The sequence below is a fragment of the Oscillospiraceae bacterium genome (genome assembly GCA_034925865.1).
In the GTDB taxonomy this organism is placed as follows: Bacteria; Bacillota; Clostridia; order Oscillospirales; family SIG627; genus SIG704.
Genome location: JAYFRN010000023.1, coordinates 14,184 through 28,017 on the forward strand (window position 1 = coordinate 14,184; position 13,834 = coordinate 28,017).

Consider the following 13,834-nt stretch of genomic DNA (forward strand, 5'->3'; position numbering starts at 1 on the left):
TAAAATTTCAACTTAAAGCTTCAGAAATTCGTCAAATTTTATAAAATGCAATCAATAATGATAGAGAAGCAACCGCCGGTTGCTATATTTCAAAGCGGGATTGATTGTTAGCAACCACAGAAAGTGTTATTATTTTCTTGCGGCAAAGGAAGTCACTCAGAAAAAGCCGTAATTTATATAATCAATTGGAGAAATGCAGATGATACTTTCACAGAAAATACTTAATCTCAGAAAAAAGAACGGTTGGTCTCAGGAAGAGCTTGCAGAAAAGCTTAATGTATCCCGGCAATCAATATCTAAATGGGAATCAACAGCAAGCATACCGGATATAAGTAAAATTATCGATATGGCATCGCTTTTCGGAGTTACGACTGATTATCTTCTAAAAGATAACATAGAGGAAATCGAATACACTGGCGAAGACACTCCTGATGACAAAACAAGAGTCCGTGTGTCTATTCAAGAAACGAATGAATTTATGGAAACCAAAAAATCCGAAGGCGTAAGAGTAGGCATCGGAGCGGCACTCTGTGTCCTATCGCCTATTTTGTTTATAATTCTCGGTTATATGACGGAGAATAACCCATGGGGCAATAATATAAGTGAAGCTTTAGCAGCGGGAATCGGTGTACCAGTTCTTTTAATAATGGTTGCTATAGCTGTTGGAATTTTTATATCGAACGGATTTAAAACAAAAAGATTTGAATATCTTACGAAAACTGATTTTGAACTTGAATACGGCGTTGCCGGCATCGTAAAGAATAAGCAACATTCATTTGAACACAATTATATTGTGAGTCTTATAACCGGTGTAACTCTTTGCGTCCTCTGCTCCGTTCCGCTTATCGTTGCAGGCGCGTCCGGCGCGTCCGGCTTTACATGTGTTTTGTTGTTGTCGTTATTGCTTGCGATGGTTGCGATTGCTGTGTATTTATTCATATCCTTTGGTAACATTAAAACGAGCTATGATCTTCTTTTACGAGAGGGTGATTATTCACCTGAGGAAGTCGAGGCGAATAAAGCCGCCGAAAAAATTGGTGGTATATACTGGCCTATTATCGTCGCAGGGTATCTCGCATGGAGCTTTATAAGCGGAGACTGGCAGATAACATGGATTGTCTGGCCCATTGCAGGAATTCTGTTCGGCGGTATTTCCGCAGCTATGAAAATAAAGAAATAATTGAAACTATTGTAACAGTCCTTCGCTTTCACGAAGGACTGTGTTTTTATATAATATAATCGGCTGTAATATATTAAGGTTTTACGTACCATTCCGGTATGTAGCTTCTCATATAATCATACCATTCTAAAATATTTTTCGCTTGATTTACCATAGTATTGATCTCGCTCTTACCAAATGGTATTGCCCAGAAAATTGATGAAAGCGTGTTGCTTGATATATAAAGAGCAAGCAACTTCCAAAATACAGCGGGAGGAATGCCATCGAAATATCCATCGATCATTCCGCTTGCAAACCAAGGGCTTTTTTGTGCGCACCACACAATACGATTGAATTCTTCCCACGGGTCGCCAAAGTCAAAACGGTCGAAATCTATTATTACAAGTCTTCCACGTTCAATCATCATATTCCCGATGTGATAATCTCCGTGTTGAAAGCATTGCGGTCTTCCCTTTAGCAAACAGCGATTTGCATTAATATATTCAATCAGCGTTTCGCCGCCGTCAATCTTTATTGGGCAATCCATATAGCCCGTTATTTTACGGTCGATTTTTCGATTAAACCTTGTTTCCCAATCCTCCTGCGTCAGCGGCGCTGATATCGTATGAATAATTTTTAATATTTTACCGGCTTCAACACCGTATAAATATTGCTCAGAATTCGGAAGCAGCGGTATCGATTTTTCCGCATCTTCGCCGTTAATCCAGCTTTGCAGTATATAGACGCCATCTTCGCAAACGCCGAATTCTACAGGCTCGCACATTGGAATACTAAGAAGAACAACTCTGTTAAGCATATCATAAAGCATTTTACGAGATTCATATTTATTGAGGATATCCGGAGTAAATATCTCGTTCCGTCCGGCTTTTTAATACAATATTTTTTATCTTCCGACCAACCTTTTTTAATAGGTTCAATTTTTACGAAATTAAATTCTTTCATTATTGTTTTCACCGTATTGAATACACAATTTGTTTTTCATGTATTTCATTGTTTAAACATCGGCATCTAAAATTTTATTTCACGTTGTAATGATTTTTCAAGATAAAAACTCATATTCCAGATCTTTTTACATTTTAACGGAATATTTAATTGCAGTTAATATATAACATTATTTATTTGCCTTTTATAAAATAACTTTTTAATAAATTATAGCATTTTCACTCGGCAATATCAAGTATTTTGTACAATAATAGAGAGATGAAGATTAAATAAATATCGAATATGCCTCTTGACAAAACGGTTAGGATATGCTAACCTATATACGGTTAGCTTTGACTAACTTATATTTCATCATTGTTTTGGAGGATTTATGAATCTTGATAAGCTGCCCATCGGACGCTTTGCTGTAATTCGTTCAGTAAACGGAAACAGCACGTTGCGCCTCAGGCTGCTGGACATGGGCCTTATACCCGGTACAAAGGTTTCAGTACATAAAGTTGCACCTATGGGAGATCCAATAGAAATTTCGGTACGCGGATATGAGCTTACTATCAGAAAAGATGACGCGGCTCTTATAGAACTTAACGAGGAGGCCTGAATATGACTTTTGCGCTTGTCGGAAATCAGAACTGCGGAAAGACAACGCTCTTTAACGCGCTAACAGGTTCAAATTGCCATGTAGGTAATTTTCCCGGAGTGACAATAGAACAAAAATCAGGATTTATAAATAATTATAAAAACTGTTCTGTCGTAGATCTTCCGGGTATATATTCCATTCGGCCGTATTCCGCCGAAGAAATCGTCACAAGAGATTTTATTCTGAATGAAAAGCCCGATGCCATTATAAACATTGTCGATGCAACTAATATAGAACGTAATCTTTATCTGACGCTACAAATTCTTGAGCTGCGAGTGCCGACCGTACTTGCATTGAATATGATGGACGAAGTCAGGGGAAACGGAGGTTCAATTGATATTACCAGGATGTCCGAGTTGCTGGGCATAACGGTTATACCTATATCCGCAGCAAAAGGCGAAGGTATTTCAGATCTTATAAAAGCTGTTGTCAATGCCGCTTCTCAAAAAACTCGGCCTGCGGTAACGGAGCTTTGCTCTCCCGGACCCGTACATCGCTGTATACATTCAGTTGCTCATGTAATTGAAGATCATGCCCAAAAGCTTGGTATACCCTCCCGCTTTGCCGCTATAAAGCTGATTGAGGGAGATGATTTGAATTTTATTACACGCTTGGCTCTTTCCCAAAATGAAGTTGAGCTTATCGAGCATTCGGTCATAGAGATGGAAAATGAGCGCGGACTTGATCGCAACGCTGCGCTTGCTGATATGAGATATGACTTTATAACCAAAGTATGCGAAGCGTCTGTGATCAAAGGCAGTGAAAGTAAGGAACGAAAGTTTAGCGAAAAGCTTGACAAGATTCTCACAGGAAAATTTACTGCAATACCTATTTTTATAGCGATAATGGCCATGGTTTTCTGGCTTACGTTCAGTATAATCGGTGGCTTTTTTTCTGAGCTCTTGTCGACAGGAATCGACTCGCTCGGTAACATTGTCGGAAAAGCGTTGTCTGGATACAATTTAAACCCTGTATTTCAAAGTCTTGTAACCGACGGAATATTTGCCGGAGTAGGAGCGGTTGTGTCATTCCTTCCGATAATCCTGGTTTTATTTTTCTTTCTGTCTATTCTTGAAGACACAGGATATATGACGCGAGTTGCTTTTTTTATGGATAAGTTGTTGCGCCATATCGGCCTTTCCGGAAGAAGCTTTGTTCCTATGATCATCGGCTTCGGTTGTTCGGTACCTGCCGTAATGGCGACACGCACGCTTTCCAGTGAACGCGACCGACACATGACCGTTCTGTTGATACCGTTCATGAGCTGCTCCGCTAAAATACCTATATATGCAATTTTCTGCGCCGCATTCTTTCCTGCTCATTCCGCGTTGGCAATGACTTTGCTTTATATAATAGGTATGGTAATCGGTATTGTAATAGCTCTTATTCTGAATAAGACTGCTTATCGCGGAAAACCGGTTCCTTTTGTTATGGAGCTTCCTAACTACAGACTTCCTTCTTTTAAAAGTGTTCTGCTTCTTTTACGTGAAAAAGCAAACGATTTCTTACAGAGAGCATTTACTGTCATTCTTTACGCTACTTTGATAATCTGGTGTCTGAGCTCGTTTGATACAAAGCTTAATTTTATTACAGATTCCTCCAATAGCCTCCTTGCTTTCTTTGGCAGGGCAATAACTCCTGTTTTCAAGCCACTCGGTTTTTCAGATTGGAGAATAGTATCTTCATTAATAGCTGGTTTTTCTGCTAAGGAAGCCGTTGTCGGGACTTTAAGCGTATTGTCTTCATCAGGTTTGTCTGAGCTGAACACAGTTCTTCCCGGTATGTTTAATGGTCTGTCGGCCGTTAGTTTTCTGATATTCACCCTTCTTTATACTCCTTGTATTGCCGCTGTAAACGCTATTAAAAGAGAGCTTGGTTCTGGATGGAAAGCTTTAGGTGTGGTAATATCTCAGTGCGTAATCGCATGGATATGCTCTTTTGCTGTATATAACATAGGCAGTATGTTATTATAATATTTACATATTGTCTTTACATATTGGATAAGCAGTGATATAATTGATTCATTGTGATTAAGTAGCAATATATTAACGGCATATAATACATTAATTTATATTACAAGAATCGCACAGTTTATCGGAGATATTATTACCGCTTAATTCAAATAATTAACTCGGCAATTAAATAATTACCGCCAAAAGAGAGAAAAGGCTCTTGTATATGGACTTTTCTTTCTTATAAAACAACACTTATTTAATTGCCGTTTTAATAATCATAATAATGGAGTCTGATATGAATAAAATCTATTTATCGATTTTTTGCGTATTACTACTTTTTCTTGCTTCCTGTTCAGAAAGCATTGATACTTCTGATACTTTAAGAACATTGGATTCCAATTCAGATACAATAACCTCTAATACTGAAAACGGAGATGACACGATTATGGCAAGTGATAATGTTTATAAAAATTTTAAAGAAAATATTCAGTTTGGCGTGTGGAATGGCTTTCTTTCCGGTTTTACAGATGAACAGCATGCAAAAGCACTCAAGGATGCCGGAATAGATTTTGTAATAGACGGATACAATAAAAAGATACTGGATTTATGTGAAAAAAATGATTTAAAATATCTTATTCACGACGCTTTGGATCGTGACCCATATGCCAATATTGCTAAATTAACCGCAAGTTATAAGGACAGCCCTGCTTTTTTAGGCAATATCCTCTGGGATGAGCCAAGCATAAATGATTATAATACTATTACTAAAATAACCGAAGCTTATAAAAAAGCATTCCCGGATAAATTTGCTTCAGTTAATCTATTGCCTCTTTATGCTACAGAACAACAAATTGGTACAAGCGATTATAAAAAATATGTTAAGGAATTTGCTGATAAGGTTGCGACGGATTTTATATCGGTTGATATATATCCGTTGACAATATATGATAACGGCGAAATGCATACATATGATAACTTCATTAATTGTTTTGCAATTGTCGCCGATGAATGCAGAAGCCATAACCTTGATTTCAGAACTTATATCCAAGCTATTGGATGGGACAGTTATTATGACAATCGTGAAGCCAGCATAGAAGATTTAAGATTCCAGCTATATACGGCGCTTTCTTTCGGATCAAAGGTTATTATATATTGGAGAGGCGCTCCGAGTGATCTTTTCCCGACAGGCTTTGTAAGCACGGCCGGTGAATTAACCGAATTATATTACAGAGTACAGAAAGTGAATTCGGAAATAAAATCTTTTTCCAACATTTATATGAAGTATAAAAGTCTCGGTGCATATACTGTAAATAGCGGAAAAGTACCTGCTTATGTTAAGAATTATACAGATCAGTATAATAATTTCAACATTATAAAAACAATAGAAACCACTCAATCGATACTTGTCGGATGTTTTGATAAAGATAACGACAGTAATTCGAAAGCTTTTACTATTGTCAATATGAGCGAGCTTGCTGATAAACTACCAACTGATGTATTGTTTACATTGACTTCCGACAAAAGCACCGTAACAGCGTATATCAAAGGTGTGCCGACTGTTTTAACAAACGCCGGTAACGGTTATAAACTTACTCTAGAATCCGGCGAGGGTGTTTTTATTACAATAGAATAACGCATAATATAAGACTGCATAATTACTTCTGTTAAAACGAGAGTTTATGTATTACGAAAAAGACTGGGTATTACGCCAAATAAATATTATAATTCAATTTGTAGCAAAGCTTGTTTATAAAATTGATGATATCGAATACTCTCCATCGGGAATGCCCGGCCTGGTGTCTGATAAAATATACGAAAAAATTAAAAAGCTTATAGGTGAAAACAAGCTTAATGAAGCGGAGAATGAGCTTTTCGAAGCTATGGAAGCTCGTGACGGTAGTTTTCTGCTTGTTGCGCTTGATTTTTATCAGACTCTCAACAGAATGACAGATAAGGAGCTTGTCCAGTGCGGTTTTTCAAGAAGCGAAATATTAGACGGACTTATCACGGTGCTTAATCACCTGGGCGTTCCGTATTACAGTTATTAAAACGGCATTAAATAAGCCGTGTTTTATAAGAGAGAAAAGCCCATATACCAGAGTCTTTTCTCACGTTAAGCGGTAATTGTTTAAATGCCGAGTTAATAATAAATCTGTAACATAATTATAATTTTCTAAATAAAAGTGAAAGCTATTTCGCTTTTATTTTTTGATGTATTTAATTCCATTATTGTTATGATTGTTAAATGTATATATATTTTATATTGTGTTACGTATAAGGAGAAAACAATACATACAATATTGATTAAAATATATATTGACATTTCATTCAATTGTGGATTATAATAGTTCAGTTTTATTTTATTGAAACGGAGCATAAATATACGAAATCAGCCGAATTTATCGTACCTGATTATTACAAGGATTTTTCATGCAAATGCTCATCATGCCGAAGCATTTGCTGCCAGGGCTGGGGCATATCCGTTTCATACGAAGAATATAACAGACTGATCGGGCTTCCATGCTCGAAAAAACTGCGTGCCAGGCTTGACAGAGCATTTGTAATATGCGATCATCCATATCAGGAACGCTATGCTCTTGTTGCTCCGGATTCGGATGGACGCTGTCCGCTGCTTATGGCAAACGGATATTGTATGTTACATGCAGATCGCGGGCCTTGTTCACTTCCGAAGATATGCAAGCTATATCCCCGCGCTATCAGAAAAGGTTATATTCCGGAATGTGTCTGTTCATGCAGCTGTGAAAAAGTCGTTGAATTATTGATTTCTTCTACTGCTCCTTTGACGTTTTCTTCGGAGCAAATTACTATAGACCCTTCTGATATTCCTACCTGCAGCTATGTGCTTGAAGGTTATAAAAGAGATATATTATATCATTGTATCGGCATCATGGAGGATAGAAGTCTTAAAATTAAAGATCGTATAATAGAAATTGGTAAATACATAACTGACAAAACAGGTGTGCAGCTTGAAATGTATCCGGACATATTCTGCTTCTCATCATTTTCATATTCATTTATTTATGCGATAAAACTTATTTCTATATTGGGAAACGTAAGCAGAGAGCTTAAAGCTTATGGTTTCATGTGTCTGAAATACCTGGGTGTAAACACAGACAAGCTTGATGAATATACTATACCGGATCAGACCGAACTTGAATATGCCTCGCATAAATATACGGAAGCACTTTCTCATCTGGAAACAGTTTTACCGGATTATCCGTTGTATTTTGAAAAAATTCTTGTTAATCATATGTTTTATGAAAATTTTCCGTTTTCCGATCCGAAAGAATCGCCCGCAAATACCTTCGTTTCTTTCTGCGCGGTATATTCACTTATTAAGCTCACAACAGCATGTTATATGAATGATAAATCAGAAAAAGATGATTTTACAGATTCGGTTTCAGGTATAATGCATTTCATCGAGCATACATCGTTTTATATGAACGCAGAAGTTATTTTCCGGTCATTTTGTGTTTCATCAAAAGTACTAATTAATAGTTTGTCAGATATATAAAGGTAGTTATGTACAATTTTACCGATAATACCGTAAGAAAGCTTAAAAATGCGGTAAGCTTTGCTTTTTCTACTTTATTTCTTCCCGCTCTTGCCGGAGCCTTTACTGGTGTTTGGGTATGCATATATAAAGTAATATCTAATATCATAATTAAAAAATCACATGAGATATACATTTTTGCAGAGAAAAATCTATTAAATATAACGTTGGCCTGCGCTATAGCAGCCCTTCTTGCATTAATTACTGTGTATATTCTAAAGCGCTCACCTTCAGCTAAAGGCGGCGGAATACCAACCGCTATCGCCGCATTGCGTGGCTTTATAAGCATAAAATGGTTTCGCGATTTAATATGTGTGCTTTTTTCATCACTAATCACATATTTTGTGGGAGTACCTCTTGGTAATGAAGGACCGAGCGTGCAAATGGGTTCATGCATAGGCATGGGCTGCGCTGAGATGTCCGGTAAAAAGCATAAAGCATTGAAAAGATATATAATGACCGGCGGAGCTTCCGCCGGATTTGCAGTAGCCACCGGCGCTCCTGTGAGCGGTATTTTTTTTGCTCTTGAAGAAGCTCACCGCAGATTTACTCCTATGATAGTGCTTTCTTCATCTGTCAGCGTTGTTTCTGGATTTTTTATCGCATCAGCTTTGTCAAACGCGTTGGGAATCAGTATTTCCGGATTTTCATTGGAAGCGCAAGCTGTTTTAGGAATTAATATGTTTTGGATTCCTGTTCTAATGGGTATTTGCGCCGGAATCAGTAACATATTGATATTGTTCTCTTATAAAATATTAAAAAAATTCTCAAATAAGCTTGTTGATTTTCCATTTACACTCAGAATAATATTTATATTCATATTAACTGTTTTGATTGGAATGCTGTCATATAATTTTACCGGATCAGGACATGATGTTGTCGAAAAGATTTTCACCGGTTCCATTGTTTGGTATATGTTGATAATCATCTTCGCGGTTCGATGTGTAATGACGCTGTTTTCAAGCATATCCGGAGTCACCGGAGGTCTATTTCTTCCGACCATTTTATTCGGAGCTCTCAGCGCTTCGCTTTGTGCTAAGTGTATTATCGCTTCAGGCGCCATTAATCAGGAATACTACACTGCAATGATAGTAATAGGAATAGCCGCTTTTTTGGGCTCCGCTTTTAAAACACCTATTACGGCAGTTATTTTTGCTATTGAAGTTTTCGGCGGACTTAATAACTCCATGTTCATAGTTTTAGGTGTATATACATCATATTTCATTCTAGAAACAGCAGGATTCGCATCAATCAACGATATAGTAATAGAACATAAAATCGGGAAATTAAGAAAAGGAAAAAGCTGCCGTATCGTTGAAGTTAAATGCAAGGTCCTCCCTGGTTCCTTTGTCAGCGGAAAAGAAGCAAGAGATATATTGTGGCCGGCATCATGTCTTGTCCTTTCCGTTATTCATCCCGATGGGACAAATATCAGAAAACCTCTTGGTGACGGAGATGAAATTCTGATGCATATTGAAACGTATGATATGGACAGTATAATAGAAGAGCTGAACAATCTAATGGGAGAGCAGTCGCTTCTTGAGCTAAAAGACAAGATATTACAAAAATCCACAGAGGAATAGCGAAAGAGTTGAGTAAAACAAAGCATAATATAAAAATGTCCCGTCCACCGGCAACATTTAACCGGTAGACGGGATTTATTATTAACTCAGCATTTAAATAATACCGCTTAAAAAGAGAAAAGGCTCTGGTATATGAGCATCTCTCTCTTATATACATGAATTATTTAATTGCCGTTTAATAATTTTCGATTAGGAATTTATTGTTCTTTGTCTTTTATACCCATGCTTGTAATTATCTCCCTGAGCTTGTCAAAACCAAACATTGCGGCATAAGCCACCATAAAACCTGAAACAATAACACCCAGGAAGTAATACCACATGATCGGAATTGAATTAAAAGCGCAATAGCTGATAAAAGCTGAAATAGTGATAAGCTGTGATACTATAAAAGCGAGCAACGATGTAGGTATTTTGTTCCATAATATTTTTTTCAAGACTTCTGTTATTATATTCGTAATTCCCACTAAAATGCCGAAGGATGTGATCAGAGCCGTGATATCTGGCATAAGTATTCTCCTTTTAATATAGTCTTCGATAATAATGATATTTTAATTATCAATGAAAAATTCATTATTTGACTATGTTTAATAAAAAAAGAGAAGATCTTCGGTTAATCAGATGTTTAGCTTTTATATTTCACACCTCATAAAAAACTCATGATCCTTCTATTCATCGCTGAAGCGGCTTCTTCCGGCGATAAAATAGTTATGTCTAAAAGGAATATTTCCGGATTTGTTTTTTTCGAATTTTCTATTAGCCATTTATTAAAATCAACAGAGTTCTTTATCCAGTTTTCATCTGTGACGCCCCTGCCATTTTGCATTCGTTTTTTTAATTCGTCTTCACCGCATACTATGGCAATATAATGTATTTCAGAAAACATAATTCGTTCGGGAGCATTTTCAAACTGATCAGGTACAGCACATCCGCACAGCACAACAGGCTTGCCGATCTGAGATATGTTTGCACATACTCTCATCCAGAGACGGCGGTATTCGCGATAATCATCCTCCGGCGTGTTATAGATATTATTCCATAGCAAATCGCTTTCCATAACGATATAATCCTTTTCATCTCTGAAAAGAATTTCACAAGTTGTTGACTTGCCGGCGCAGGAAGCTCCAGTTATTATAAATAACGGTTGTTTTTGTGTTGGGTTCATATATTATTAAAACGGCGATTAATAAACCTTGACTGAGCGGTAATTATTTTATTGCCGATTAATTCCCTTCTCCATATTTTTCATTTTGTATATACAGAACAGAATATGAGCTATTGCTTTCTGCAAATAAGCAATGCATGATTGCTCATGCCGGTACAGGATTCATAGCTTGTCATTTGATCGTACAGCGGTTTCATTACTTCAAATCGCTCATCACTCATGTCGTTAACGATTTTCATGGTTATAAAAAAGTCAGTGCCAAGGTTCTTGATTTTTAAAAGACCATATTTTACTGCCATGCTTTCCATTGCTTCCGGCATTGTAAAATGAAAAAGGTATGGGTTTTCATCATCCGTTGACTTGTTCAATACATACTCATTTGTTTTTTCATTCGGATAAATATTTCTCCAATCGTCATAAACACAAGCACCTGTATAAACACCGATTTTATTAATATATGCGAAGGCAAGTATAGCTCCTGACTTTGCGACACGGAAACACTCTGTAAAACAAGTTCACGTTCCTCGGGCGGCAAATGATACATGGGTCCGAAGCAGAGTATTACATCAAAGCTATCATCAGGAATTTCCTCAAGTTTTATAGCATCGCCAATTCTGCATGATACGTTAGTGAGTCTTCGTTCATTTATTCGTTATTTAAAAATTTTAATGTGTGGTGGATAAATGTCAATACCTACATATTCACCGCATTTGTCAGCATAATGCATTCCATAATACCCAGTAGCACAACCAACCTCAAGCACTTTGCTTTCTTTTGTGATGAATCCTTCCAGGTGCTTTTTAGTGTAGTAGTATTCAAGCGAATTAGTTCGTGAAATAGTCTCACGACCGTCCTCTGAATGTCTTGAATATCTGGCAAATATTTTATCTTGATTACTTGACATGATTTTCACTCCTTCAGATTGAATTTATCACATATGATCTGCGCAACTATTTCGGGCGATAATTCGGTATTATCAATTTTCATGTAATTCTCAAACGGTAAATTTTCACCATCATATGAATTAAGGCGATATTTCGCCGAGGTAGATCGCATTTCAGCTTCACTATGTTCAATGTCTCGTTTGGATTCCTTGTTTGCCAGTCGATTTTCGGTTTTGTTGCGTTCAATACGTACATCAAAGTCTGCACACAATTCAACCACACAGGTTTTTGCTCCGTAACTTTTATACAAATCAATGAGCTTTTGTATATAGTCATATTCGCTCTGCATGTCGAAAGCAAACATATATGTAAATATCAGTCCCGATAAGTCACTTTTTGCAACCGTTTCAAATATTTCACGACGAAACACCTCCGATAAATGTCTTCCCTCTTCGCTTCTGTGAACACTGAAGAATTTTCTGATAAGCTCAATTGTCATATGATTATGAAACAGCTTATAGCCGGTGATTTTTTCAAGCTCCTGTCCGACCGTCATTTTTCCCACGGCATGAGGTCCTAATATTATTACAAGATTCGGCATTATATTTTCCTCCTCATTCTGATACATTTCATTAATATCCCAATTATAAATTTTTGTTGCTCCGTCAGCAACATAACCGCATTTATCATAAAATTTAATTGCATCTGTATTTTTTGCAAAGGCCCATAAAATCATGTTGCTCTTTCCATTGCTCACAGCTTTATCAAAAGCAAAGTTCATTGCTTGCATTCCAATGCCTTGTCGAAAATAATTTGGGTGCAGATAAATACTATACAGTTCATAAAAAGTGTCGTTTATTTCTGTGTCGTATGCAATTTCGATTGCTTCTTGTTGAGGTTCTCAAACGCTAAACATTCCAGCAGCCTTTCCATCCTTTTCGATAACGTAGTGACTGGTATTTTCAAACGACAGAATGTGTTTCCATTGCTCCGGTCTTTTTTCACATTGCTTTTTTATGTACTCAGTTGGTAGAATTGCGTGATACGCTGCTTCCCATGATCTGGAATGAATTTTCGCTATATCCGGTGCGTCATTAAGAGAAGCGAGACGAATGGTGACATTGATGTTGTCATTATTTCTATTCATTTCTTTCGCTCCATTCTCTTTTTAAAATTGCGTATACTGCCAAGTCACCTCGAGAACCATCCTTACGTACAGAATGCTCACGCAGCAATCCTTCCTGCTTCATACCATTTTTCTGCATAACTTTGCCGGAAGTAATATTTTCAGTATCATGTAAAGCGCTGACCTTGTTCATATTCAGTTCCTCAAACGCAAAACGGATCATCTCGCGTACTGCTTCGGTCATGATGCCCTTGTTCCACCATTTAGAGCCGATGCAATACCCTAATTCACATCGCTCATGACGGTTTACAATATTATGAAGGTTAATTGTACCTATAAATGTTTCGTTCATTGTTATTACCCAGTGATAGCATTCAATATTTTCATATTCGGATATACACTTCAACATGAACTCACGCATCTTTTCTATATCGGTATATGGCTCCCAAGATAAATATTTGGTCATTTTTGTATCTGTCGCGTAATTATCATACATTTCTTGTATGTGGTCAATTGACAGTTTTATCAAGACAAGCCTTTTTGTTGTAAGTGTAATCGTTCCCTTATGTGTCAACACTATATTTTCCTCCGTATAAAAATTAAACGGTTGAAAGCTTAATAAGCTTTCAACCGTTATTTTCGTTAATTACTATATCAAATCAATTATGTATATAGTATTTCACACGAAATACGGCAAAAGCCCGTTGTCATTCATGACCACGAATTGAATCTGCTGCATATACATATCGACTCGATTAATCATAGCCATTATAAACAAAGCCTTTGCCTTT

At 36.9% G+C, this 13,834-nt stretch carries 15 protein-coding genes; 7 read left to right on the forward strand and 8 right to left on the reverse strand.

Annotated elements, in window-relative coordinates; all coding sequences use genetic code 11:
- The first annotated feature begins 199 nt into the window (after positions 1 to 199).
- Positions 200 to 1,180 (forward strand): helix-turn-helix domain-containing protein, encoded by a 981-nt coding sequence (locus VB118_08605; protein MEA4832661.1) that lies wholly within the window; start codon positions 200 to 202, stop codon positions 1,178 to 1,180.
- A gap of 73 nt (positions 1,181 to 1,253) precedes the next feature.
- Here VB118_08605 and VB118_08610 read toward each other — a convergent pair whose 3' ends face one another.
- On the reverse strand, positions 1,254 to 1,976 hold the full coding sequence (locus tag VB118_08610) for a phosphotransferase (GenBank protein ID MEA4832662.1): 723 nt from the start codon (positions 1,974 to 1,976) through the stop codon (positions 1,254 to 1,256).
- 516 nt (positions 1,977 to 2,492) lie between these two features.
- Here VB118_08610 and VB118_08615 point away from each other — a divergent pair.
- From VB118_08615 to VB118_08640, 6 genes are all read left to right on the forward strand, one after another.
- Positions 2,493 to 2,720: a ferrous iron transport protein A gene (locus tag VB118_08615; GenBank protein MEA4832663.1), complete on the forward strand. Its 228-nt coding sequence runs from the start codon at positions 2,493 to 2,495 to the stop codon at positions 2,718 to 2,720.
- 2 nt (positions 2,721 to 2,722) lie between these two features.
- Positions 2,723 to 4,732: a ferrous iron transport protein B gene (feoB, locus tag VB118_08620; GenBank protein ID MEA4832664.1), complete on the forward strand. Its 2,010-nt coding sequence runs from the start codon at positions 2,723 to 2,725 to the stop codon at positions 4,730 to 4,732.
- A gap of 277 nt (positions 4,733 to 5,009) precedes the next feature.
- Positions 5,010 to 6,347, forward strand: coding sequence for a hypothetical protein (locus VB118_08625; protein ID MEA4832665.1), 1,338 nt, complete (start codon positions 5,010 to 5,012; stop codon positions 6,345 to 6,347).
- Positions 6,348 to 6,393: 46 nt separating this feature from the next.
- Positions 6,394 to 6,762, forward strand: coding sequence for a DUF6483 family protein (locus tag VB118_08630; protein MEA4832666.1), 369 nt, complete (start codon positions 6,394 to 6,396; stop codon positions 6,760 to 6,762).
- A 284-nt stretch (positions 6,763 to 7,046) separates the two neighbouring features.
- Positions 7,047 to 8,249 (forward strand): flagellin lysine-N-methylase, encoded by a 1,203-nt coding sequence (gene fliB, locus VB118_08635; GenBank protein ID MEA4832667.1) that lies wholly within the window; start codon positions 7,047 to 7,049, stop codon positions 8,247 to 8,249.
- 8 nt (positions 8,250 to 8,257) lie between these two features.
- Positions 8,258 to 9,871 (forward strand): chloride channel protein, encoded by a 1,614-nt coding sequence (locus VB118_08640; protein MEA4832668.1) that lies wholly within the window; start codon positions 8,258 to 8,260, stop codon positions 9,869 to 9,871.
- 197 nt (positions 9,872 to 10,068) lie between these two features.
- Here VB118_08640 and VB118_08645 read toward each other — a convergent pair whose 3' ends face one another.
- The 7 genes from VB118_08645 to VB118_08675 form a co-directional block, all read right to left on the reverse strand.
- On the reverse strand, positions 10,069 to 10,377 hold the full coding sequence (locus VB118_08645; protein MEA4832669.1) for a hypothetical protein: 309 nt from the start codon (positions 10,375 to 10,377) through the stop codon (positions 10,069 to 10,071).
- 137 nt (positions 10,378 to 10,514) lie between these two features.
- Positions 10,515 to 11,033 (reverse strand): AAA family ATPase, encoded by a 519-nt coding sequence (locus VB118_08650; GenBank protein ID MEA4832670.1) that lies wholly within the window; start codon positions 11,031 to 11,033, stop codon positions 10,515 to 10,517.
- A 110-nt stretch (positions 11,034 to 11,143) separates the two neighbouring features.
- Positions 11,144 to 11,401: a hypothetical protein gene (locus tag VB118_08655; GenBank protein ID MEA4832671.1), complete on the reverse strand. Its 258-nt coding sequence runs from the start codon at positions 11,399 to 11,401 to the stop codon at positions 11,144 to 11,146.
- A gap of 284 nt (positions 11,402 to 11,685) precedes the next feature.
- Positions 11,686 to 11,937 carry a class I SAM-dependent methyltransferase gene (locus VB118_08660; protein MEA4832672.1) on the reverse strand — a complete coding sequence of 84 codons (252 nt, stop codon included), beginning with the start codon at positions 11,935 to 11,937 and terminating at the stop codon, positions 11,686 to 11,688.
- A gap of 5 nt (positions 11,938 to 11,942) precedes the next feature.
- Positions 11,943 to 12,800 (reverse strand): GNAT family N-acetyltransferase, encoded by an 858-nt coding sequence (locus VB118_08665; GenBank protein ID MEA4832673.1) that lies wholly within the window; start codon positions 12,798 to 12,800, stop codon positions 11,943 to 11,945.
- 18 nt (positions 12,801 to 12,818) lie between these two features.
- Positions 12,819 to 13,064, reverse strand: coding sequence for a hypothetical protein (locus tag VB118_08670; protein ID MEA4832674.1), 246 nt, complete (start codon positions 13,062 to 13,064; stop codon positions 12,819 to 12,821).
- Positions 13,057 to 13,620, reverse strand: coding sequence for a GNAT family N-acetyltransferase (locus VB118_08675; protein MEA4832675.1), 564 nt, complete (start codon positions 13,618 to 13,620; stop codon positions 13,057 to 13,059). Before VB118_08675 ends, VB118_08670 begins: the two co-directional genes overlap by 8 nt.
- Between the last annotated feature and the right edge of the window lie 214 nt (positions 13,621 to 13,834).